At 37.6% G+C, this 22,500-nt stretch carries 19 protein-coding genes and 1 pseudogene; 1 reads left to right on the forward strand and 19 read right to left on the reverse strand.

The window, feature by feature from the left end; all coding sequences use genetic code 11:
- Positions 1-26: 26 nt before the first annotated feature.
- The 16 genes from H5087_RS02445 to H5087_RS02520 are packed head-to-tail and all read right to left on the reverse strand — an operon-like array spanning position 27 to position 16,379.
- Positions 27-3,767, reverse strand: coding sequence for an H-type lectin domain-containing protein (locus tag H5087_RS02445; RefSeq protein ID WP_182671031.1), 3,741 nt, complete (start codon positions 3,765-3,767; stop codon positions 27-29).
- A complete protein-coding gene (locus H5087_RS02450; RefSeq protein WP_182671032.1) occupies positions 3,764-4,255 on the reverse strand; it encodes an agglutinin biogenesis protein MshP in 492 nt (163 codons plus the stop codon). The genes H5087_RS02445 and H5087_RS02450 overlap by 4 nt, the downstream gene beginning before the upstream one ends.
- Positions 4,245-5,087, reverse strand: a complete 843-nt coding sequence (locus tag H5087_RS02455; protein ID WP_182671033.1) for a type II secretion system protein J — start codon at positions 5,085-5,087, stop codon at positions 4,245-4,247. Before H5087_RS02455 ends, H5087_RS02450 begins: the two co-directional genes overlap by 11 nt.
- Positions 5,087-5,626, reverse strand: coding sequence for a prepilin-type N-terminal cleavage/methylation domain-containing protein (locus H5087_RS02460; RefSeq protein ID WP_182671034.1), 540 nt, complete (start codon positions 5,624-5,626; stop codon positions 5,087-5,089). The genes H5087_RS02455 and H5087_RS02460 overlap by 1 nt, the downstream gene beginning before the upstream one ends.
- On the reverse strand, positions 5,613-6,080 hold the full coding sequence (locus H5087_RS02465; protein WP_223231635.1) for a type II secretion system protein: 468 nt from the start codon (positions 6,078-6,080) through the stop codon (positions 5,613-5,615). Before H5087_RS02465 ends, H5087_RS02460 begins: the two co-directional genes overlap by 14 nt.
- A 30-nt stretch (positions 6,081-6,110) precedes the next feature.
- Positions 6,111-6,641 carry a prepilin-type N-terminal cleavage/methylation domain-containing protein gene (locus H5087_RS20280; RefSeq protein ID WP_182671036.1) on the reverse strand — a complete coding sequence of 177 codons (531 nt, stop codon included), beginning with the start codon at positions 6,639-6,641 and terminating at the stop codon, positions 6,111-6,113.
- Between the two features lie 22 nt (positions 6,642-6,663).
- Complete coding sequence (locus H5087_RS02475) at positions 6,664-7,248, reverse strand: Tfp pilus assembly protein FimT/FimU (protein WP_039485772.1); 585 nt, start codon at positions 7,246-7,248, stop codon at positions 6,664-6,666.
- 1 nt (position 7,249) lies between these two features.
- The gene (locus H5087_RS02480; protein WP_182671037.1) at positions 7,250-8,470 is read right to left on the reverse strand and encodes a type II secretion system F family protein; all 1,221 of its coding nucleotides are present in this window, start codon (positions 8,468-8,470) and stop codon (positions 7,250-7,252) included.
- A complete protein-coding gene (locus tag H5087_RS02485; RefSeq protein WP_182671038.1) occupies positions 8,457-10,184 on the reverse strand; it encodes a GspE/PulE family protein in 1,728 nt (575 codons plus the stop codon). The genes H5087_RS02480 and H5087_RS02485 overlap by 14 nt, the downstream gene beginning before the upstream one ends.
- The gene (locus H5087_RS02490) at positions 10,181-11,323 is read right to left on the reverse strand and encodes a tetratricopeptide repeat protein (RefSeq protein ID WP_182671039.1); all 1,143 of its coding nucleotides are present in this window, start codon (positions 11,321-11,323) and stop codon (positions 10,181-10,183) included. Before H5087_RS02490 ends, H5087_RS02485 begins: the two co-directional genes overlap by 4 nt.
- The gene (locus tag H5087_RS02495) at positions 11,320-12,222 is read right to left on the reverse strand and encodes an ExeA family protein (protein WP_154904144.1); all 903 of its coding nucleotides are present in this window, start codon (positions 12,220-12,222) and stop codon (positions 11,320-11,322) included. The genes H5087_RS02490 and H5087_RS02495 overlap by 4 nt, the downstream gene beginning before the upstream one ends.
- A 2-nt stretch (positions 12,223-12,224) precedes the next feature.
- A complete protein-coding gene (gene mshL, locus H5087_RS02500) occupies positions 12,225-13,883 on the reverse strand; it encodes a pilus (MSHA type) biogenesis protein MshL (protein ID WP_182671061.1) in 1,659 nt (552 codons plus the stop codon).
- The gene (locus H5087_RS02505) at positions 13,867-14,190 is read right to left on the reverse strand and encodes an agglutinin biogenesis protein MshK (protein WP_182671040.1); all 324 of its coding nucleotides are present in this window, start codon (positions 14,188-14,190) and stop codon (positions 13,867-13,869) included. Before H5087_RS02505 ends, mshL begins: the two co-directional genes overlap by 17 nt.
- Positions 14,168-14,863 carry an agglutinin biogenesis protein MshJ gene (locus tag H5087_RS02510; protein WP_154904142.1) on the reverse strand — a complete coding sequence of 232 codons (696 nt, stop codon included), beginning with the start codon at positions 14,861-14,863 and terminating at the stop codon, positions 14,168-14,170. The genes H5087_RS02505 and H5087_RS02510 overlap by 23 nt, the downstream gene beginning before the upstream one ends.
- Positions 14,860-15,459 carry a PilN domain-containing protein gene (locus H5087_RS02515; protein ID WP_223231636.1) on the reverse strand — a complete coding sequence of 200 codons (600 nt, stop codon included), beginning with the start codon at positions 15,457-15,459 and terminating at the stop codon, positions 14,860-14,862. The genes H5087_RS02510 and H5087_RS02515 overlap by 4 nt, the downstream gene beginning before the upstream one ends.
- Entirely contained in the window at positions 15,456-16,379 is a 924-nt protein-coding gene (locus tag H5087_RS02520) for an MSHA biogenesis protein MshI (protein ID WP_101163202.1), read from the reverse strand. The genes H5087_RS02515 and H5087_RS02520 overlap by 4 nt, the downstream gene beginning before the upstream one ends.
- Before the next feature lie 77 nt (positions 16,380-16,456).
- Here H5087_RS02520 and H5087_RS02525 point away from each other — a divergent pair, with 77 nt between their 5' ends.
- Positions 16,457-17,365: a 1-aminocyclopropane-1-carboxylate deaminase/D-cysteine desulfhydrase gene (locus H5087_RS02525; RefSeq protein WP_182671041.1), complete on the forward strand. Its 909-nt coding sequence runs from the start codon at positions 16,457-16,459 to the stop codon at positions 17,363-17,365.
- Between the two features lie 3 nt (positions 17,366-17,368).
- Here H5087_RS02525 and H5087_RS02530 read toward each other — a convergent pair whose 3' ends face one another.
- From H5087_RS02530 to H5087_RS02540, 3 genes and pseudogenes are all read right to left on the reverse strand, one after another.
- Positions 17,369-19,057 carry an EAL domain-containing protein gene (locus H5087_RS02530; RefSeq protein ID WP_182671042.1) on the reverse strand — a complete coding sequence of 563 codons (1,689 nt, stop codon included), beginning with the start codon at positions 19,055-19,057 and terminating at the stop codon, positions 17,369-17,371.
- Between the two features lie 180 nt (positions 19,058-19,237).
- A pseudogene (locus tag H5087_RS02535) lies at positions 19,238-19,519 on the reverse strand (NADPH-dependent FMN reductase); the annotation flags it as partial.
- Between the two features lie 182 nt (positions 19,520-19,701).
- On the reverse strand, positions 19,702-22,431 hold the full coding sequence (locus H5087_RS02540; RefSeq protein ID WP_182671043.1) for a response regulator: 2,730 nt from the start codon (positions 22,429-22,431) through the stop codon (positions 19,702-19,704).
- Between the last annotated feature and the right edge of the window lie 69 nt (positions 22,432-22,500).

Genomic DNA, 22,500 nt, shown 5'->3' on the forward strand with positions numbered 1-22,500 from the left:
TGTTCAATTATTATCTTAGTTTACAACTATTCGCGTGTTTCACGCCAGTAAATAACCCGATCATTTCCTCTAAAGCGTCCAAATTGTAAAATAGTACGAGGATTAAGCTGTGTTTCATCCCCCTGCCAATCCCACTTTAACCAATCATAAGTATTATATTCTAAGGTAAATTCACCCAAACCATTTGGCTGTGCATAAATACCATTGTTTGCCGGATACACTCCCGCCTCTAACTGGCCAGATACACCCGCTCCATATTCGTAGGCTAATTGCGGGCTGTTAGGTGATATTTGAGTGATTTGGGTATGATCAAATACACTACAGTTATCTTCTGCGTTATTTACAAATCCACTGCCGTTGTAATACTGAGCCTGCATAGGAATAAGTAAAGGGTCGAGATCGGAGCCTGCGTTATTACCAAGTACTAAACGTCCAAATCTAAACTCTATTGGTAATGTATTTAGTCGTACACTATTACAGCTACCCGAACATGCTGTTTGTGTATTAGGTTTATCATTTGCATCAATGAGCGTTGCTCCTTCTATGTTAGAAAGCGTTGCCATTAAACTGACCATAGCGAACGGTCCGTCTGCTTGCCCTACACCTAATCTTTGAAGTGTGGTGTTTATTTGACTCATTTGCCATTGGCCGTCGCTTATATCTCCCCAGTTATTATTCCCTAGGTTTACTAAGCGGCTAGCAAAATTAGTTGCGGGTACATAGTTAGCTACTTCATTATTTTCGGCATTAATGACTACACTCGATTTATCAAAGCCCTCTTTATAATTAGCCATTAGCTCACCATTTTGATTTAGTGCTTGTACTGTAAAGCCGAGTTCAAAAGGTTGATCAAGGTAAGTTAAATTACTGCCGTATTGCGTGCATTGTGCGGCAGCTTGAACCCCCACTACCTGAAACTGCGAAGGTGCAAAACGACCAATATTATATAATTCACCTTTTACATCTCCCGCGCCAAAGTAATCGGCATCTTGCAGACCTGCTGTTAAATCAATTATGCCAACTTGGTCGTAATTATACTGCGATATAGATTCACTCAAACTGCCTGTGTCACTAAAGGCAACAGTGCTCATCGCTTCAAGCGTACCTTGAACGCCTGGCGTAGGCGCTTTAAGTAATGCCTCTACAAGTGGTTGCTCTGTAATAAAGTGCTTGGCAATGGTGTTATTTGTTATATTGCTGTAGTTATCTGGGTAACCATCGTTGTTAGTGTCTTGCCCTGTTTGCCATTGCACCGCATTCATCTTTAAATCAAATGCTTCGCCAGTTAATCTAAATAAACTTCCATCAGCGTCTGTTGCATAACCATCACTTGCAACTTCCATCGCTAATCCAAATGGCTTTACAACATACTCATTTGAACTCCCCGTTAAATTTACTGATAAATTAGTGACTGGGTCTAAAATTAAATTGGTATTTACATTTAAACTCAACTTTCCTGCATCGGGATAATTTATAACAATCGGAGCTTTAGACTCACTATCAAAGTTTAGTATGAACGATTTAGAAGCTTGCTCTACCGCAAAGGTATTATTGTTATTACTAAGTGAAACCGTATCAGAGCAACTTGCACCCGCGCTGCATGTATACGATAAATCTAAGCTCACATCACCACCAGCGGGAAATGCAGCTTCGCATACGCCCGTAGTGGTATTAGTTTTTACCGCCTGGATAGATAACGCTTTTGCATTAAATCCAGTATTTGAAGGCTTTGCTGATAACTGAGTTGGAATGGTAGTATTTCCATCTGTATCATTATTAAAAATAAATCCAGCATCAGAAAACGTAACTTTACAGCCGCTTAATCCAACATTATTACCTGCAATATAACAACGAAGAGGTGCAGAAGGCTCTGCAGTGTTGTATCCAAATGTAACACTGCCTGTGGTGCGTTTAGCAAATTCGACAACCGCTGATCCTGTAAAATTAATATTCTCCCCCGTAACCCAACTTTGCTGACCACTATTATCTGGAGAAAGGTTTAAACTAGACGGCTCAGCAAATAATAAATCGCAGGCATCATTAGCGCAGGCTGTGAGTGTCATTTCTTTAGCTTCACACGTTAGACCTTTGTTATCGCTTATTGTTAAACGATAATGATCTAGGGTTTCTGGTATATAAATGCCACAAAAACCAGGGATACTTTCGGGTACTGGTAGAGCGTCAAACGTTGAGCTCCCTTCGGTAATAATTTGAGTAGCCGATGTAATTGACCCCTGATACGTTACATTTTGTGCGATTCTTACCTCACCAGTGGCAACAATATAGGCCGCAATATTGGCATCGGCTGCAATAGCAATCGCACCATCCACATAAATAGCCAAGTACGCGCCGGTTTCGACCACTATACTTGTTTTACCTATATTCAAAAATGAAGTTGATAATAGTGAGGTTGTGTCTTTTAAAAATATACGTGTAGGCGCTGTTACTCTGTACTCTGTTTCCAGCATACTTAACTGCAACTCGTCGTAGTAATAATCGCCAGCTAAAGAAGTAGGTACGGGCCCTGTTGAGCTACCATCATTTGTAACCGTTGGCACCTGCGCCGCTTGATTTGGTTCTAAAGAGTTATAACCACCAGCAACACACGCCTGACCATTACACAAAGGAGGGCTCGTCAGCGCTGTAGAAATTAAGTTTGTAGTGGTGACAAACTGCGCATTACCATCTGTTATTTCTACTCCCTGAACTAACTGCACCTCACCATTGTTATAAGTAGAAATAGCGCCTGGGAATAACGTATCACAATCTAAAATATCACCGTTAAACACAAAGGTACTGGTCATGGCGAGTATTGATGCTTCCTCGTTTACGTGACGGCGCTCGTTATCGCCATCACGATCTTCGTCAACAACAAGTCCTAGCCTGTCAGTCCTTAGGTTACAGCTGCGTAGCCACCCGCCATCATCTTCTTGGCGTGAGTTTTTACTCGCTACAACTAACGGAGCCACACTAAAATTATTAGTAAAACTAAAGTAATTACAGCCATTGCTCCAGCCGTCAACTTCAAAGCCGGTAAAAAAGGTTTCCCATGATACCTCAACGCCATTATCGTCAGAAAATGTGCGATTACTTCCAGGCTCTACAGCCATATAAGCAACAGTTTCGGTTTTTATAACCCCAAGTGCTGTTTCAGATGCTTCTAAAGCAATATTAACGCCGCTGGCAGATAGAGAATTACTTTCTACTGCAACTGTTAAAAATGGTATTAATGCTTGCGTTGGTGGATTGCTGTCTATGCTATTGAGTGTTTGTAATGAATGGAAAAAGTTTGGCCTTTGAGTAAATGGCTGAGCAAATGTCAGTGATTTATATCCCTTAGGTGTTAGTGGAGCAAAGCCAGACTTAGAGCCATACTGTAATTCGAGTAATAAGTCTGTACTACCCACTTCCATAATTGTCCCATCAGGAAATTGATGCACACCATACTCAACAGCTAAATAGTGCGCCCCCATACTAATATGCCCACCATCCTCTCCTGAAGGTTCAAGCGGTAAGGCCTCAAAGCTAGTTGTGGTTATATTACGTATTCTTATTATTGCAGGGTTACCGCCTTGGTTTGTTGAGAGCATAAAAACAGCAGGAGGCGTTATATATTGCTGTTGAAAATTAACTTTTGTCCAAACAGGCGATGTATATGTATCTTGCAGCTCTATATAACGGCCTTCGATTTTTGGAGGCACTGCATTTGCGTAATTACAAAGTAACACGCAGCTAAAAAATATAATGACCAATACATTTTTCATCATGGTAAGGTTTTAGCCTCCACACTGAGCGTTCTTTGTGTTTGCCAATAATCTTTTCTGCAGCTACTCCCTGTAGGGCAATCAATTGCGGCGCACGTTGCACTGCTTTGTAAGTAATATATATTTACAAGCCCGTTTGTTGTACTGCTATCTGGTAGGTCTATATATTCATTGCAACTTACCACTACTTTACAATTAGCTAAATATGCAGTTTGGAAGGTTAAATCAGTAGTAACTGATGTACAGCTTTTAACTGAGCTATTTATTGGAAATAGTTGTGTTAAGCCACTTTCTAATCCACTTTGCGCCGCCATAAAAGCGCGAGCGCCGTAATACTCAATGGTATTTTGTTGAGATGCACCAGAAAGCACTTTAACTAATGCTAATCCTAGTGCTAATAAAGCAACAATAATGACTAAAGAAACTATTATTAAGTTTCCTTTTTGCTTACTGGGTAAGGCTTTTCCGTGAAGGTTTTTTTTAAGGTACATTAGGAATATGTACCTCATGGTTAAAGCTCATTACTTCAGTATTGTTAAATTGCATTTGCGCATTCACATTAAGCACTGCGTTTCTTTGTAAGGAGAGTGCATCAAGAGTAAAAAATGAATCGCTCGCTAAATTGTTAGCAATATAAATACCTAATAAATCACGTTTAACACCACTGCTTATTTGTAAGCTCACGGCATCTAATTGATTAACTGTAAAACCGTAATCGGTGTACCTATATAAATACTGCCCTTCAACGCAAAAACTTACAGGTTGAGAGAGTAAATAAAGGCGCTTACTTGGCGACTCTTGGGCAAACGCTTTACTAAATTGCCACTCATCAATTGCACTAGTGGTGGAGCTATTAAATGCTGATATTTTTAAGCGCTTATTATTATTCTCATCGTATATATCAGCGCTGCTTAACGGGTAAATTGTTGCCCAATCTCCAGCTTGCGGCTGCGTTAAATTATTAAGTTCAAAATCGACAGCGCTAACATTAAAAGGCGCTACGGTTGGTAAATAATTTGTATAGTGAGTCGCCGATAGAAACGGCGTAAACTCTAAGCACTGCTGAGTACCACATGCTCCGCTAGTACTGTTATCGCAAGAAAGTCTTAATGAATTTGGTGTAGCGTGGCGTAACTCTTTACTAAATCGCGTTATTAAGAAGCGGGCCTGGGCTACAGCTTCTTGGCGTTCAACCCCTTGCGAATAAATACTGACTCCGGCACCAATAAACGAAAATGCACTTACGGCTAAAATACCAATAATCACCATAACAAGTAATAGCTCTATAAGGGTAAATGCATTTTGATATTTGGCTCTTTGCATTAGTAATTCCCTTTATATGCACTAAATCCGTAAACTTCGCCTAAGGGTGATGTTACTTCTATAGTAATACGCTTAAAGGTTGTGCCATCGTTAATGGTCAATTCGTTAAAGTCGCTATCGTACTGGACTGTAATAACTAAGTTAAAGTCACTGTATTGGCTTAACACCTCACCTAAGCTATTAGTAATAGGCTGGTTAGACAGTGCAATATAGTCATCTACATCGTTATAACTGGTTCTGGTTTCTGAGTTATCTACTCCGAAGTCAGCAGGTGCGGTACAAGCCTCAGCACCTATAGATATTTCGCCACACCGCTTAAAAGGAGAGCTTCTGTCGCTGTGTTCATCAAATGATTTACTTTGAATTTCGTTCATTAGTGATTGGCCAAATTCAGAGGCTCTTAAAGCCACAATAGGCTCTGCACTTTTTTTGGCTTGTGGGGCAATTAAAGCTGTAATAATGCTCAATGCAATCGCAAACATAACTATGCCAATAATAAGCTCAATTAAGGTAAAACCTTTTACTTTAGGGGCACGCATATATTAGCCCTTCTCCACTTATGCATACACCAGCTAATCCAACATCGATTCGACATTGCGTAGTGCAGGTTTGATTTGATTTGCCTAAAGCATCAAAACTAATTTGGGTAAAAATGTTCGCGTTACTATCTAAAGCACTAAATGTTATATCACTTCTTTGTGTGTCTATTTGCACCACTAAATGATCGGTGTTGTTTACATCAGCGCCACCGTTACATGTATCAGGTGTGGGGGGAGCAATAAGTGTGGAGGTTATATAAAGGGTATGGCAACTTGTTGTTGCTGTATTTTGCATTGCACGTAGCTGCACTGTCCTAAGTGCATTTAAAGTACGGTCTCGATACGAATAGGCGTCTTCTGTTGAGCTGCCCAGAAATTTGGGAACTGCCGTTACCGACAGTATTCCCAATATCACTAGAGTAATAATTAACTCAATGAGTGTGAAGCCACGCAATCGTTGCCTACTACTGCTTATCATTTAATATTAACAATCGCTAACATCGATAGCGACTGTTGCTGGAGTATCTTTGTTTAAAGCTGGAGTATAAGTAACTTTACAAGAATCTGTGACTAGGTAGCTATTTGGAAAAATAATGACTGGAGTTGTAGCATCATCCCCTCCTGACAAATTGAAGTCAGTACTATCAGCGATAGTAGGATCACCGGTTACATCTGCAAAATCTATATCTAAAAATGCCTCAAATGCATCAATAGTCCCTACTGGGTAGCCAAATCGGATTGCTACGCCTTCTACAATAGGTGTTGGAGTATCTGTTTCTGCTTTATTTTGTATATTAGCAATAAGTGCTTTACCATTCACAATATTCATACCACTGCGAATAGAGCCCTGTAAGCCTTCAAGTGTTGAAGCATTGGCATCACCTTGCAAGTTTAAAAAGCGAGGTGCTGCGGTAACAGCTAAAATGCCTAAAATAACAATTACGATGATCAATTCAACAAGTGTAAAACCTGCTTGTTTATTCATTGGTAAACTTTTTAACGATTGCGTTTTCATAAATAAGCCTCTTTTTAATTACTTAATTTTTAAATATTTTTACTTTGCCTGTTTTAGCAAAGTATGAAAAACCTGTTAGACCTGATATTTCCCCCGTATTGGTAGGTATACTTTTAACATCAATGGTGTGAGTTAAATAATAGACGCATTGCGTATTTTCTGCATTGTACCTAACTAAAAAACTTACACTTTTTATTATCGATAATTCATTACTTAACGTACTACTGGGTGCATCTTGTAAAATTATATTTAAAACTTGGCGGCATTTATTCGCATTTATAACTTCTGCACGAGTATCTTTTTTTTCTGTTTCATCGCTTGTTGGTGTACCTAACGTCCCATCAACACCAACTATTACCCCTGCATAGTTAACAAATGTTTTGTTTGACCTGCTGTTTGGCCTACCTTCTAACTCCCATTGACCTCTAACCATGCCAACAGCTGATGAAAAACTACCTGCTATAGCGTCAACGCTTGCATTATGCGCTTGATTTTTAATACCTATATATTGAGGTATAGCAAAGCTCAAAATGACTGCCAGTAAAATAACAACAATAACTAACTCAAATAATGAGAAACCTTTTGAGAAAGTTATTGTTGTGTTCACTTTAATTCCCTTTGATTGCCGACATCATGTTCCACATAGGCATAAAAATACCCAATGCTAAAATCAGCACCATAATGGCAACAAACACAGTTAAAATAGGTTCTATTTTTGCGGTTAAACTTCGTAAGTCATAATCAACTTCACGCTCATAATAATCAGCAGCTTCTTGAAGTAGCTCATCAACCCGGCCCGTTTCTTCACCTACCGCTACCATCTGTAATACAAGCTGAGAAAACAGCTGAGAACTTTTTGAGGCCCTAAGCAAACTATCGCCCTTTTCTATATCTTGGCGCATAGTAATGATCGCTTTTTCCATATAGCTGTTATCTACGGCATGCGCTGTTAGTGATAAACCAGTGGTCATAGGCACACCGGAGCGCAATACCATAGCTAAACTTTGACTGTAGCGCGCAAGCAATGTCCGTTTTAAAATATCCCCAATAAATGGAATTTTTAATTTATATTGATCCCACTTAAAGCGTCCAGGCTCTGTATTTAAATAACGCCTCCAAGCAAAAACAGAACCAATACCCATTACCAACAAAAACCACCAGTAGTTAACAAAAAAGCTGCTAGTGCCAATTAATATTTGCGTCATTAATGGCAATTCGGCATCAAACTTTTCGAACATACTGGCAAAGGTAGGAATAACAAAAATATTCAAAATAATCATAGCCGCTACTAGAGCCAAAATAACAAAAGTAGGGTAGCGCATAGCTGCTTTTATACGCTTTCGGGTTTCTTGTTCTTTCTCAAAATAAATAGCGAGTTGATAAAACGCATCTTCTAATCGTCCAGAGCCTTCACCAACCATTACCATTGATACTGTTAAACGGCTAAATACCTCGTTATGTATCGCCATTGCACTGGATAAGTCGCGGCCTTGTTCGAGCTGCTTGGTAACTTCTATTAGTACATTTTTAAATTTTTTATTTTGTGTTGTATCTGCCAACCCAACCATTGCTCGTATAATTGGTATACCTGCTTTTAATAGCGAATACATTTGCCTAGAAAACATAATCATGTCGTCTAGCGTTATTTTTTCGACAAATAAATTATCAAAAATTTTGATGTTATTTTTTGTTTCAACTAAAGAGATTGATATTGGTATAAATTGACGCTTCATTAAACTATCAGCTACGCCAGCTTGGTTACTCGCTTCTAATTGCCCTTTAACCAACATACCTTTGCTGTCTTTAGCTTTGTAGCTATATAGTTGCATCAATATCCCCTACTATTTCTGGGATATATTCAGCCACTTTAAATACTTCATCTAAAGAGGTAACACCTTGCTTGGCGTAGTTTAATGCCATTGTTGAGAGCGGCGAAAAATTCGCGCTATTTTTAGCGGCTTTTGCAAAACCTTGCGTGTCGTTAACTCGTAATGCATCCATCATTGCATCATCCATTTCGAGCAACTCAAAAATACCTACACGCCCTTTATAACCACTATGGTTACATGCTGTGCAACCTTGCCCTTTAGAGAATTGAGCTTCAGTAACATCTTCGCCTAAATATTTTAGCCAGCTTATTTCTTGATGATCTGGCAAGTACGGTACTCTACAGTCATTACATATTCGTCTTACTAATCGTTGGGCAATAATAGCGCGCAGTGAACTTGCCACTAAGTAAGCCGGTGCCCCCATATCAATTAGCCGCATAGCACTAGTGATTGCATCATTAGTATGTAGCGTTGATAACACAAGATGACCTGTTAAAGCGGCTCTTAACCCAATATCTACGGTTTCTTGGTCCCGCATTTCGCCAACCATTATAATGTCAGGATCTTGCCTTAAAGCGGTCCGTAAAATACTGGCAAAGCTCAGCCCTATTTTATTATTTATTTGTACCTGGTTAATACGACCGATACGATACTCAACAGGATCCTCTACTGTAATAATTTTACTTTCTTGTTGATTCAGCTCACTTAGTGCACCGTATAGTGTGGTTGTTTTACCCGAACCTGTTGGCCCGGTAACTAAAACCATGCCATGTGGACGTTTTATAATGCTGCGCACACGTTTTAATATGTGTACAGGCATACCCGTTTCATCTAACGATAGTAATCCTGCGGATTGGTCAAGCAGGCGCATTACAACTGACTCACCATGCTGAACCGGCATGGTAGATAAACGCACATCAATACTATGGCTGCGTACTTTTATATTAAACCGGCCATCTTGAGGGAGGCGTTTTTCAGATATATCTAATCCCGACATAAGCTTTAAACGTAACACTAATGCCGATGCTATTTTTACTTGGTTAAGAGTGTGCTCTTGTAATATGCCATCTACACGTTGACGAATGCGAAGCAAACCTTCATCTGGCTCAATGTGAATATCGGATGCACGAACTTGCACTGCATCCTCAAATATTGATTGCAGTAACTTTACAACGGTTGCATCTGATGTCTCATCACCTAAAGAATTTAAATCAAACTCTTCTACGTCTTGATATTCTTCATGAAGTTGTGCTGCAAAATTGGTAATTTCATCTGTACGGCGATACACGTTGTCAAACGCAGCCATAATTTGGCTTTCTTGAACAACAGCTAAATCTATTCGTTTAGGAGCAAGCATAGTCGCAAGTTGATCAAGGCTCCTTAAATCAGCAGGATCGCTCATCGCGAGCAAAACAGAGTCACCATTATCTTCAATTACTAATGCTCTGTAACGACGCGCATATACTTCAGATAAAAGCTTAGATACATCATGTGATATTTTTCGCTGTGATATATCTAAAAAAGGTACCTGTAATTGCTGCGCTAAAAAGCGTAATAGTTGTGGCTCACTAATAAGCTCAAGGCTAATAAGTGTCGAACCTAATTTACGACCTGTCGCTGCTTGAACATTTAATGCTTCACTTAGTTGCGCTTCGGTGATCATGTGTTCATGAACAAGTAAATCGCCTAAGCGCATTTTTAAACTAGGTCTCATACGGCCTCCTTTAGCGCAACTAAACGTTGTAATGCATGCTGAGTCATAACAGTATTTAATCCACCTAAATCTAGAGCTACTTTGTAAAGTTGTTTAGCATCCAGATATTCTCCCAGTGCATCTTTTGAGGTTGCAAGTGCAAGCCACCACTTGGCTTGACTAGGCTGAAGCTTTGTAAGATGTTTAAAGCTTTCAAGTGCTTTATGGTGCTTACTTGCACTTTGCGCGGCAGTCCCTTGCAGCACCCAAAAATCAAGATTCGCTTGAGGCTCAAATTCATCACTTAAAAGCAGCAATACCTCTTCATACTGTTGTTGCATAATAAGTATTTTGCTTAGCATTACACGCCATTCAAGCACACTAGGATTTTGGCGAATACCCGCTTGCAAAACCTGCTGTGCAGAATTTATATCTTGTTGTTTAAAGTAAGTTGCAGCCAGTAAGTTTCGAGCCTCAACATGTAAAGGCGATTGCGCTAAAATCACGTTTAAATCACTTATAGCTTCGTTGTATAAGCCAAACTGTATTGCCTGCTTAGCTGCCGCTAATTGCTCAACCAATAAAGCCTGTGGCGACTTAGCTTCTGCCACGCTTTTAAACATAGTATTTTGAGGCTTAGCTTTAGTCACTGGCGTAATTTTTGGCTTACTCACAGTAACTTCACTAGCGGTTAACTCTTTATTATTAGCTAGTGCAGAGCTTTGTTTAACCTCGGCAATTACAACCGGCTCAACTATTGGCTGAGAAACTAATAATGTAGCTTCACTCAACTTGGGTTCAGCTAAATCATTCACTTTTGGCTTTATTTGCTCAATAGGCATAACTGCCTTTACAGCTTCTTGCTCAACCATAGGTTCTGCAGGACTGTTTTCATCTTGGGAGTCAGATAAATTAGAGGTTATAACCGCGACCATTTTTTGCTTTGGTAACACAGCCTCACGTTGGGTCTCTTTTTTGTCGGCGATAGGTAAATACAGGTATGCTAAAAAAATGACACTTAGCATAATAAGTAAAATTACGGCTTTAAATACAATGTTTCTTACATCATATATTGGCTTTACGCTTACACCTTCTTGAATACTTACTTGCTTAGCTTCACGTTGCTCAATATTTTTAAGCATATTATTTATAACGCTCATAACCACTGCCTCCAAACCCATATGGCAGCAACAACTAAAACACTAAACATTAACGCGCTGTAACTCCAATATTGGCCTGTCCGGTATTTTGCGCAGTCTTCAGTATCTTTTATGGCAAGCTGAATATGGCGATTTGTTATTGTATTTAATCCTTCACCGTACGCTTGTAATAGTGCTTTGTGGCATAAAATATTAACTAATCTAGGAATACCACGGCTTGCTCTGGCAATCTTAAGCCCCATACTATTATTAAATAAAGGAGGCCGATTAAACCCTGCAATTTGTAAGCGATGATTAATATAATAAACAACCTCTGCGCCAGTCATCGCCCTTAATTTATACGAAAAACTGATACGCTGGCGTAACTGCCTTACTTTATTATTTGCCAGTTTTTCATCAAGTTCTGGTTGTCCAAATAGCACTACTTGAATCAGCTTTTCGCTTTCTGTTTCTAAGTTTGTAAATAATCTAAGCGCTTCTAGAGTCTCCCAGCTCAAGCATTGCGCTTCATCTATCAAAAGTACTACGCGCTCATTGTCTTCTTGTAAGTCGAGTAAATGATGATTTATAAGCTGCCCTAGTGCTTGTTGGTCCAATGCTTTATCTACATCCATGCCCAGCTCAATTGCAATCGCCCATCTAAGCTCTTCTGGGCTTAAATAAGAGTTAGGTAAATAGGCCACAATGTAATCTGGCTCAAGTTGATTTAATAGTTTTCTACAAAGCAACGTTTTACCTGTCCCAACTTCACCGGTAACCTTAATAAACCCCTCCCCCATTTCAATGGCTGTTGTTAGCACTTGCATCGCTTCGTGGTGCGGCTCAAGTGCACAAAAAAATTGTGTGTTAGGGGTTAACGTGAAAGGCATTTCACTTAAATTAAAAAAGCTTAAATACATAGTTAGTTTTCATACCATGTTTTTAAAAGCTGACGGCTTTCACCTTGTTGTTTTTTCCAAGTGTCGGGCATAACAACGGTTGGTTTAATTAAGATAATCAGTTCTTTTTTCTCTTGGCGTTTACGAATACTTTTGAATAAATTGCCAAATAGCGGGATATCACCCAGCACCGGTGTTTTAGATTCTTCATCCTGAGTTGACGTTTGCATCAAGCCACCAATAACCACTATTTCGCCACTTTGAGCGCGAATAACGGTATCTGACTCTCGAATGTTGCTTTGCGCTAGAGGTAACTCAAAACGTTGATCGTCCAAAGTAATTACCTTTAGTTGCTCCTCTGTCTCAGTTACTGAAGGATGAACATGTAAAATGACTGAGCCATACTTATCAATCTGCGGCGTTACATCAAGCGCAATACCAGAAAAGAACGGTGTTAAATCTATCTCAGGCGAGGTGGTTGTAGCAGTACCTGTTACCGTTGTACTTGATACGTTAGTAACAAAATATTCGTCCTGCCCTACTTTTATAACTGCTTTTTGATTGTTTGTAGCCGTAACGCGAGGGTTAGATAACATTTGCACATCGCCTTGGGTTTCTAGCAAATTAATAACCCCATTAAAGTCACCTTTTTGAATGGTTAGCGATGACGCTCCGCCAATTGCAGCCGAAATACTATTACTAATTGTAGAACCCGCTGTTGTAGCAAACGAAATCCCACCTTCTAAACCACTGGCTATACGCTCCCAGTTAACTCCTTGTTGATACTCATCTTTTAAAGTTACTTCTATTATTTTTGCTTCTAAAATAACTTGGCGTTGCAGGTTTTCTTGGCTTTGACGTAAAAACTCTTTGAGCTGACTAATTTCACTGGGCAATGCATTTACTGTAACCAAACTAGCTTGTGGGCTTGCAACAACATAGCGCCCATCGCCTGCGCCAATTAAGGACTTAAGAGCAACTTCTAATTCTTGCCAAAAATCATTTTTATTAATTGTTTGGATTCGAGAACCATTTAAATCTAAGCTTTGGTTGTCACCACCAGAGCTACTATTTTGTTGGTTACCACTGCCTGAATTTGAACTACTCGATCCATTACCACTTTGTGCAAACTGACTAACCCCACCAGCAACAACACTCACTGTAGATTGACCATGACGTTGCATCATCAAATAATTTACAGGTATCGTTTCTGTGCGCATTTTGGCTGGTAATACTTGTACAATTCGCCCTTCATTTACAATATCTAAAGGGTACATACGCTTAATAACAGCAATGACTTCGTTAAACGTAACGCTTTTTAGGTTTAAACTAATTGTGCCATTTACTTCTGGGTGTACAGCAACACTAAAAGGAGTATCGTCTGTTAAGCCTGCAAAAAAAGCGCCTATTTCAACATCATTTGCAGCAACATCAAAACGCTTGATAGATAAATCATCACTTATCGTTTGCTCATTATTTATAGATGACAATAAGCTTTGTGTAAGTTCGCTTGGCATTTGTAGAGGCGCAATGACTTTAGGCTTTGTTGGTTTTTCTGCTAACTCTTGCTCTATATGAGTTTTAATCTCTTTACCTGGTTTAAAGCTATGGCAAGCCGTTAAAAACGTAGGCAACAAAAAGAGAACAAGCCACGGGTGAGATAAATTATTTTTTAATTTCATAGTCATATAATTCTAATTTTATTTGTTTATCATCATTTGCTAGCACAACGTGTTTTGAGTTAATGCTTAGCACCCGAAAATCATCTACAGCATCACCAACTCGATAAATATGGCCTGAAATAATGGCCTTAAATGCTGTACTGTTTTTAATAATAGATTGCAATTTAAGTTCTGTACTTTGCTTAACTGGACTATTGTTACTCACAAACATATTTGGCTGAGTCGGATCGCGAAGTTGCGCAAGCGCACTCGGCGCAATAATGTAAAGAGCCAAAGTACAAATACTATAACGCGATAAATTTTTCATTAGCGCTCACTGTAGCTATATGTAGGACGAGTTCAGCTTGAGGGTACTCTAGTACCTGATAACTAAACTCTTGTATTAATAACTTATTTTGATTGTTTTTTAATGCGGCTAAATATTTTTGTAAGCTAAAGTAGCTACCTTGCAAAGTAACTACCATCTGATGCTCAAAAAATAATGTTTGCGTATCATGTTCACCTAGTTTTTCTACATCGATAGCCCGTGCTGGTTTTACATTAAAGCTACTCACTTTTACGTCGCTACTATCTACAAGCAAATCTTTTAAAACGGCAGGTACATTTTTAGCAGCTACAAAGCCTTGGCTAAAACTATTAAGTTGATTATTTATTTCGGCTAATTCATCTCTGGTTTGTGCAATTTGGCCGCGTAAAACCTTAGTGTAGTCGTAGTTTAGTGCTTGGTTTAACATGGAGAGTTGCGCATTTATCTGCTGTAACTCTTGCAGCGTTGTATTGTGCTTTGAACGTATGTTGGCAACTTCATCTTGCTGTGGAAAAATAACGAACCAAAGACCGAGGTAAATCACTATAAACAAACCAACAAATAAGGTGGAATACTTCTCACGTTTTTGCAGCGATGCAAACTGAGCTTGGTATTTGACCCATAATGGCCAACCTTTATTTTTATTATTCTGGCTACTTGTTGTTTGGCTCATGGTTTATCGCCCTCATCACTAAGGTCTGTCGCTACATTAAATTCACTCACACCTGCTTGCGTAGATAACTCTAAAACTGAAAACTCTTTATCAATAAAAAATGGCGACTGTTTTAAATTATCAAACCAAATTGGTAAGAATTTTGATTGCGATGTTTGACCTTGAAGCGTCACACTTTGCCCTACAAACTTAATGTGGGTCAGCCAAATATTAGGTTCATGATACTTAGCTAAATCGTGCATTACCTGAGCGTAGTCGGTTGCAGACTGCTCTGAACTTTGCTCTAAATAGCTAAATATTTGCTGCTTGTGCAAAACCTCTTGCTGAAGTGTTTTTAGCTCATTAATAAAGAGTGTTTTATTTTGTTTCTCTGCTAACTGCTGTTTTACAACTTCTAACTGAGCTTTTCCTTGTTTGAGGTATTGCCTATTTTGTTCTAAATCAAGCTCACTAGAATATGTTTTATAACTGTAAAAAGCCCACGTGATTGCAATAATTAATAGCGCACCTAACCACAACGTGATCATTCCAGACAAAGGGACTGGGTCTCGCCGTACGCGTAAGGTTTTTTGATAAAAGTTAATCCGGGTTTTCATAGCACAGACTCAGGATCTGTTAATTGATAGGCTGCCCCAAGCGCATAATAAAAATTTGGCTCTAATTGCTGCGCTAATTCTAAGTTAGGCTCAAAATCTACAACTTTTACTTGTAAAAACTCTGCAAGCCCTGCTCTAAGAGTTAATGAAGATAAATCATCGCACTGTAACTGAATGCTGCGAATTGGTGGTTGCTTGAGCTGGCTTTCAAAAAAGTCCATAGAACGCTGAATTTCTAATCCTAACGCTTCTACCAATTCTTGATTTTGATCTTTATCAGAAATGCCTAAAAAACCATTTAATCGCCTAGCTAATACTAATTGCCCATCACGAATAATTAAGATTCGAGGTTCATGATTAGCATGTTGCACAATCAGCATATGCGCCTCTTTGTATGAGCCAAACAAGGTAACTAAAACCATTTCTTCAGAGGTCATTGCACGCAAAACAGGTTTAGTTTGTTCAAAACTGTCTATAAACGGAAGTAGTTGCAGCTTATTCGTAATAAACACATTCATTTTGCTGCTTTGCATCGGTAATGTTATTGGATAATCGATAAAGTCAGCCACAATATTTTCAGGCGCTATATCAACTAAATCTTTTGTAGTCCAAGGGAGTGACTGAATGATTTCTTCATCACTAAGGTTTGGTTTATCCATTTGCACTATTTGATAAAAGTAGTGCGGTATGACTAAATTAACGGCACAAATATCAGTAGAAACCTCATTTGTACAAGCAACAATTGCAGCGGTATAATCGGTTTGCTCAGACACATTTACACTGTGAGAACTGTGAACCATCCATTGGTCGCGTTGTTTTTTTAAACATACTGCGTTAACAGTATCTGCATACGTTGCAACACCAATAGCTGTATTAGGATCTAAACTACGATTTAACCAAGAAAACAGCTTTTCTTTCATATAGCTACTATTGTTAATTATGTATTAACCAAGTGTCGTACATTTTAATTATTTTGCCAAGTTGAAAACTAATAAATATGCATAAATCATTCAAAATAAAAGAAAATAACCATATTCAACAAATAGATACAACGTTTCTAAAAAAGAGAAATATTTATTTAGGTGTAAAACGTGATGATTTGCTTCATCCGTTAATAAGTGGCAATAAATGGCGTAAATTAAAATATAATTTAGCGTACATGCAAAAGATAAATAAGACAGAACTTCTGACTTTTGGTGGTGCATTTTCAAACCATATTCACGCCTGCGCAGCTGCGGGAAAAGAATTTAATATAACAACTCATGCAATTATCCGCGGGCCAGAACTTGATAACAACAATCCGACAATTCAGTTTGCAAAACATTGTGGTATGAACCTACATGTTGTTAATCGTATAGAGTATCGAAAACGTCACGAGACTGAATACCTTAATGCTCTGCAAGAGCGTTTTCCAAACGCTTATATCATCCCTGAAGGTGGCACAAATGAACATGCTTTATTAGGGTGTCAAGAGTTAGTACAAAGCTTACCCGAACATAACTACTTAGTTTGTCCTACAGGTAGTGGTGGCACGCTTGCTGGACTAATAGAAGGCAGTGCTTCAACAACACAAGTTATTGGTATAGCGGTATTAAAACAAGCTGAATATTTAAATGAAGAAATAAAAAAGCTGAGCGCTAAAGCTAATAACCAAACTAACTGGCAGTTACTCACAGAGTTTCATGATGGTGGCTATGGTAAGTTTTCACCTGAGTTATGGCAGTTTTGCCAAGACATGAGTCACACTTATAATCTGCCACTTGAGCCTATTTATAGCGGAAAAATGATGTATGCATTGTGGCAGCTTATTGAGCAAGATTATTTCCCATCTGGGAGTGAAATTATTGCTGTTCATACCGGCGGGCTTCAAGGCTTAAATGGGCTTAAATATAGAGGGTTAATTTAGACCTTAATTAAATACCGCTTGCGTAAACTCTTGAAGCGGCTCTGAAAAGTAAAAACCTTGAGCCCCTACCACTCCCAATTTGGTAAGCGTAAGTAGCTCTTTTTGAGTCTCTACGCCCACCGCGTATACGGGTAGATTTAAAAGACTAGCGGCTTCGACTATCTTTTTTATTTTCTTTTGATTTTGAGTTTTTTCATTTAATAAATGAACCAGTTCGTATGATAACTTAAGCCCACATACTTGGTTATAATCAACTAGCATGGCTACTTTCTCACTGCTTTTTACATTATCAATCACAATATGTGAATGCCCTTTTTTAATAACATTAAGCGCATTAGTTATCGACTCCCTATAAGTAAAAAATTCTGCCTCACTTATTTCAAATTGTAATTTAGTATTTAACTTAAGCTCTGCCATTTGATTGGCTAACCACTCCCAAAATACAGTATTAAACCAATTTTTAGGGTGTAGATTTACACTAACTGTTAAAGCCGAAGACTCACTGTGCATTAGCTTTTTGACTTGTGTTATTACAGTTTTATCTAATATTAAAGCGTCTTGATCACTATAAACCTGTTTAATAAAATAACGAGCGGCCAGTAAACCAAGTTGGCTATGCCTAACCCGAATAAGAGCTTCATGCTGCAGGATATCTCCACTAGAGAGTTCAAATACAGGCTGAAAGAATAATATAAATTTATTCTTTTTAATGTTTTCTATAACCTGTTTGCTAGAGAGGTGTTTTTCTTGGCAGTTATTTAACGTTAAACGGTGGCAATGCTGCAATAGGCTGCTTTGTGATAGTACGAGTGCTGATTTTGCTAACTTATAAACCGCCACTTGATCAGCGCCTAATTGATAATCACACGCACCTATTTTAATATTTTTATGAGTAATATTTTGTTGATGATTTTGACATATAAAAAACACATTTTTATGAAGCTTTTCAACGTAGCTATTCAACTCGCTAATAGAAATGTTTGGTAAGGTAACCGCTAAGTAATTAGAGTTTAGTATTTTTACCGACACACCTTTAAGTTCGGCTAATTTTTTAGTAATTAAGACTTTAAAATTGGCTTCTATATCCGTTTTTTTATTAAAGCTACAATCACACTTAATAAGTAAAAATAAGTTATGTGATGCAGTATTAACTCCATACAAAGAACTTAAATCACATTTTTTTGTCTGTGCGATTAGTTGAGTATTTTTATGCCTTTGTTGAATAATTTTAGTCGGCTGTATAACTGTATTTTTAAGCATTACTTTACGGTTTACTTTTAACAGGCTCCACCAGCGATAAGACCAATTAGCAGCGCCTAATATAATCAAATTTAAAAATATAAATAAGTAGCTTTGTGTTACCCACACTGGATAGTGATAAAGGCTCAAACTTAACGTTTTAAAAGTAAAAACTTCGCGTTCTAAATTGATTAAGTTCCTAAAGTGATCTGAAGAATTTTGCACCTCTAACTTAAAGCCTTCATTTTTAGCTAATGCGACCAACACTTCATTATTTATAGAGGGGGATAAATTTAATTCGTAAACACGCTTAACAAACTGCTGCCCAGAAACATGTGCTTTTTGATGTAATGCATCATTTAAAATGAAATTAAAACTAATAAGTATCACCAGAAACAGAACAAAAGAGATACCTTTGAAGTACTTTAAAAGCCAGAGTTTACTCTTTTGCATAGCCTGCCACTCGTTATATTAATAACTAAAGTGTTGTTCAATATCTATAGAAGCACAAGGTTGCAAACAAAGTTTAAACTTTTATTAATAGCACCAAACAAAAAACACTCAAATAAACGAGAGCTTACAAAAATAAACAGCTATGCCCTTTATTCTGTAAATAGATGAAAGCCATCGACAAAGCATTAAATCTCGTAACTCTTGTACTTTAGGGTGTGATTCATCTTCACTATCAGTTTGAGGTAAACCTTCAGGATTAAAAATTTTAACCTCAGCACCAAAATACGTTAATAAACGTGCACTCTCCTCTATTACCAACTTGCTATAAGAACGCGCTCTTAATGATCCATATAACAATAAAATTTTAGGTTTGTGCTCAGAAAAACTAACATTAAAATTTTTAGTGTATGGAACAACACTGTGTGTTTTATTTGTATTTGGTAACCCATTAACTTCTAACATTTATAACTCAATCTTTGCCAAGTGAATATACGAAAAATCGAATATATGAAATTCCACATACAAACACGTTAGTCAAATTCTATTTTATAAATTTTTTTAAGTTATTAAAAAATCGGCTCAAGCCAATGGAAGAGATTGCGGTAGGTATTTGATAAAAATATTAAATTATTTGTATAGCGCAACTATTTATTTAAATAGCGAATTATAGTTTCACGTAGTTTTTGCGTTTTAATGGGTTTTGCAACATGGGCATTCATGCCAATGGATAAGTATCGTGTAATATCATCTTTCATAACATTAGCTGTTAAGGCAATTATTGGAATATTTGCGATAGTTTCATCACTATCATTACGAATAATTTGAGTCGCCTCAACACCGTCCATGATAGGCATATGAATATCCATTAAAATTATATCAAACGGCTCTAATTTTACTGTTTGGATACACTCTAATCCATTATCAACTAAGTAAACCTGAGCGCCGCTATTTTCTAGTATGTTGGTAACTATGAGTCGATTGATTGAATTGTCTTCCACAACTAATACTCTAATACCCGCCAGCGACTGTTCACTCACAGCATTTACTTTAGGCACTTCATGAAAAGAGCCGACTACTCTACTTTTCACCTCCTCATACAAGACACTCGAATGAACAGGTTTTTGCAAAATTGTGTTTATATTTATTTTGTTAGCCACATCATTAAGTAAAACCTCATGATCCCTTGTAAGTACAATTATATTATTGCAAAGCTGGGGATTAATATTATAAATACGCGTTAAAAATGTTTCACTACTCATCGCTGGCATTATCCAATCGACAATAATGACTTTAAATTTTTCTTTATTCTGTTCAATAATATCAATAGCTTGCTTAGCAGACGAGCACGCAGTACATGCTAAACCCATAGCTGTAAGCTGATTTTCAATTACTTTAAGGTCCTCTTCATTATCATCTATAATTAATACATCAAACGGATCAGTAAAGATTAGGTTAGGCGTATCATCAATCAACGCTTGGTTGTTCAATTTAACTTCCACCGAAGCAACAAACTCACTACCCACACCTTGAGTGCTGTGTACCGTTATATCACCACCCATCAATTGGCATAAACGCTTACTAATTGTTAAACCTAACCCTGTACCACCAAACTTCCTAGTTGTAGAACTATCTGCCTGAGTAAATGATTCAAATAAATTGCTAAGATTATCCTCAGCAATGCCAATACCTGAGTCTTTAACTGTAAAATATAAGCAAACACTTTGCGGATCGTCTAATAACTTTCTTGACTCAATTAAAACCGATACAGTGCCGTGAGGGGTGAATTTAATTGCGTTAGAGCATAAATTTAACAGCACCTGATTTATTCGCACTACATCGCCGATTAAGTCCAGCTTAACTGTCTCATCAATGACAATATCAAATGTGACTCCTTTACTTTGGGCCAATTCATTGAAGGTTGCTTTGATATAATCAACAACCGAATTTACAGAAAAAGGAAATTCTTCAAGGTTAATGTTTCCAGACTCAATTTTTGAAAAGTCTAAAATATCGTTAATAACCACCAGAAGTTGATCTGAGGAGTATTTAATTTTATCTAAATAATACTCATACTCACCAGGTAAACCTTTTTCGAGCAAAATATTAGTCAAACCAATAATCCCACTCATAGGGGTTCTAATTTCATGACTCATATTTGCTAAAAACTCAGACTTAGCGGATGTCAGATGCTCAGCTTCCTCCTTGGCGTGCAAAAGCTCTTCAGTGCGCTCTTCAACGCGCGACTCTAATCTTTGCTTTTCTTCATCAAGCTCTTTTAAAAGTTGAATGCGGCGTTGGTTTAAAAACAAAACAAAAACTAAAAAACTGCTAAGAATAAAAATAATTACAGTAGCGCTGTAAATTAATATTTTATTTTTCTCAAAGTAAGTTGGCTCGTAATAAGAGATAATTGACTCTTTTGGCAAGCTCTGCGGAGCAATATTAAACTTACTTAATTGTCGCCAATCATATGAGTATGTACTAAGCCCTTCACCACCAATTTCATTTAACGCTTTATTTTCATTATAAAAAACTATTGAATCGGCAATACGTTTACCTATTTTTTCACCCGACAATACATACCCACCAACAACACCTGAGCCTAATAGTACTTCCCAATAGCTAAACACTGGCGCCGGACTTTCTTCAGTTAATCGCTCTACTAGCTGATAAGGACTAAGTGATTTATTATCGTAACGCCTAAAAATGGGGGTAAATAAAATAATCGAATCCGCTGGGGCATTTCTTACTCTGGTGAGTAATTCTGGTAATGGAAGATCAAACCACTTTTCTACATTTAAATACGAAAAATCACGGTTAATAACCGAAAATAGTCCTCGATGAAAGCTCATACCAATATCGTTTTTTGTATCTAAAATTACGATCAATTTTTTAGGTTTCATTAAATTAACAGCATTTGCTGTTGCTTGCGCATAATCTAATTTAGCTTGGATCACAGCTCCGCTGGTCTTTTTTGGTAGATTAAACTGGGCGCCTGGCTCTAAGTATATTCGTGGAGCATTTATAAAAAAATCGTCTAATTGAGATAGTAACGTCGCTGCAGAAGGCGACTGAGTAACGATGATATCGATGTGCTTATTTTTATATTTTTGTTTGAGGTAGTCTTTCATTAACTGCTTTTGATTAACTTCATCAAAGCGATTTACATCCATATTTTCGACAAATAGTTCATAACTAAAAGAACGTTTTTTAAGCTCTGTACGCAGTCCAAGCTCAACACTTTTATACCAAGGCATATCTTGATTTGTTGAATTTATAAATAAAATATGAGTAACGTCTGAAGGAGTTTGAGCGTGTGAACTAGGGCTCAAGAATTGAAAAACAAGAAATAAAAATAAGATATTAGTTTTCATGTTTCTCATTGTGTAATCAGGGGAAAGTAGTTTAATGGTAAGTATTAACGATATATATATCAATTAAAT

Origin of the sequence: Pseudoalteromonas sp. SR43-7 (assembly GCF_014163785.1) — a bacterium.
Lineage (GTDB): Bacteria > Pseudomonadota > Gammaproteobacteria > Enterobacterales > Alteromonadaceae > Pseudoalteromonas > Pseudoalteromonas distincta.

Bases quoted from the DNA above. Each gene is read 5' to 3' on its own strand.
- H5087_RS02445 (WP_182671031.1), bottom strand. From the start codon at position 3,767: ATGATGAAAAATGTATTGGTCATTATATTTTTTAGCTGCGTGTTACTT.
- H5087_RS02450 (WP_182671032.1), bottom strand. From the start codon at position 4,255: ATGTACCTTAAAAAAAACCTTCACGGAAAAGCCTTACCCAGTAAGCAA.
- H5087_RS02455 (WP_182671033.1), bottom strand. From the start codon at position 5,087: ATGCAAAGAGCCAAATATCAAAATGCATTTACCCTTATAGAGCTATTA.
- H5087_RS02460 (WP_182671034.1), bottom strand. From the start codon at position 5,626: ATGCGTGCCCCTAAAGTAAAAGGTTTTACCTTAATTGAGCTTATTATT.
- H5087_RS20280 (WP_182671036.1), bottom strand. From the start codon at position 6,641: ATGAAAACGCAATCGTTAAAAAGTTTACCAATGAATAAACAAGCAGGT.
- H5087_RS02480 (WP_182671037.1), bottom strand. From the start codon at position 8,470: ATGCAACTATATAGCTACAAAGCTAAAGACAGCAAAGGTATGTTGGTT.
- H5087_RS02485 (WP_182671038.1), bottom strand. From the start codon at position 10,184: ATGAGACCTAGTTTAAAAATGCGCTTAGGCGATTTACTTGTTCATGAA.
- H5087_RS02490 (WP_182671039.1), bottom strand. From the start codon at position 11,323: ATGAGCGTTATAAATAATATGCTTAAAAATATTGAGCAACGTGAAGCT.
- H5087_RS02495 (WP_154904144.1), bottom strand. From the start codon at position 12,222: ATGTATTTAAGCTTTTTTAATTTAAGTGAAATGCCTTTCACGTTAACC.
- mshL (WP_182671061.1), bottom strand. From the start codon at position 13,883: ATGAAATTAAAAAATAATTTATCTCACCCGTGGCTTGTTCTCTTTTTG.
- H5087_RS02505 (WP_182671040.1), bottom strand. From the start codon at position 14,190: ATGAAAAATTTATCGCGTTATAGTATTTGTACTTTGGCTCTTTACATT.
- H5087_RS02510 (WP_154904142.1), bottom strand. From the start codon at position 14,863: ATGAGCCAAACAACAAGTAGCCAGAATAATAAAAATAAAGGTTGGCCA.
- H5087_RS02515 (WP_223231636.1), bottom strand. From the start codon at position 15,459: ATGAAAACCCGGATTAACTTTTATCAAAAAACCTTACGCGTACGGCGA.
- H5087_RS02520 (WP_101163202.1), bottom strand. From the start codon at position 16,379: ATGAAAGAAAAGCTGTTTTCTTGGTTAAATCGTAGTTTAGATCCTAAT.
- H5087_RS02525 (WP_182671041.1), top strand. From the start codon at position 16,457: ATGCATAAATCATTCAAAATAAAAGAAAATAACCATATTCAACAAATA.
- H5087_RS02530 (WP_182671042.1), bottom strand. From the start codon at position 19,057: ATGCAAAAGAGTAAACTCTGGCTTTTAAAGTACTTCAAAGGTATCTCT.
- H5087_RS02540 (WP_182671043.1), bottom strand. From the start codon at position 22,431: ATGAAAACTAATATCTTATTTTTATTTCTTGTTTTTCAATTCTTGAGC.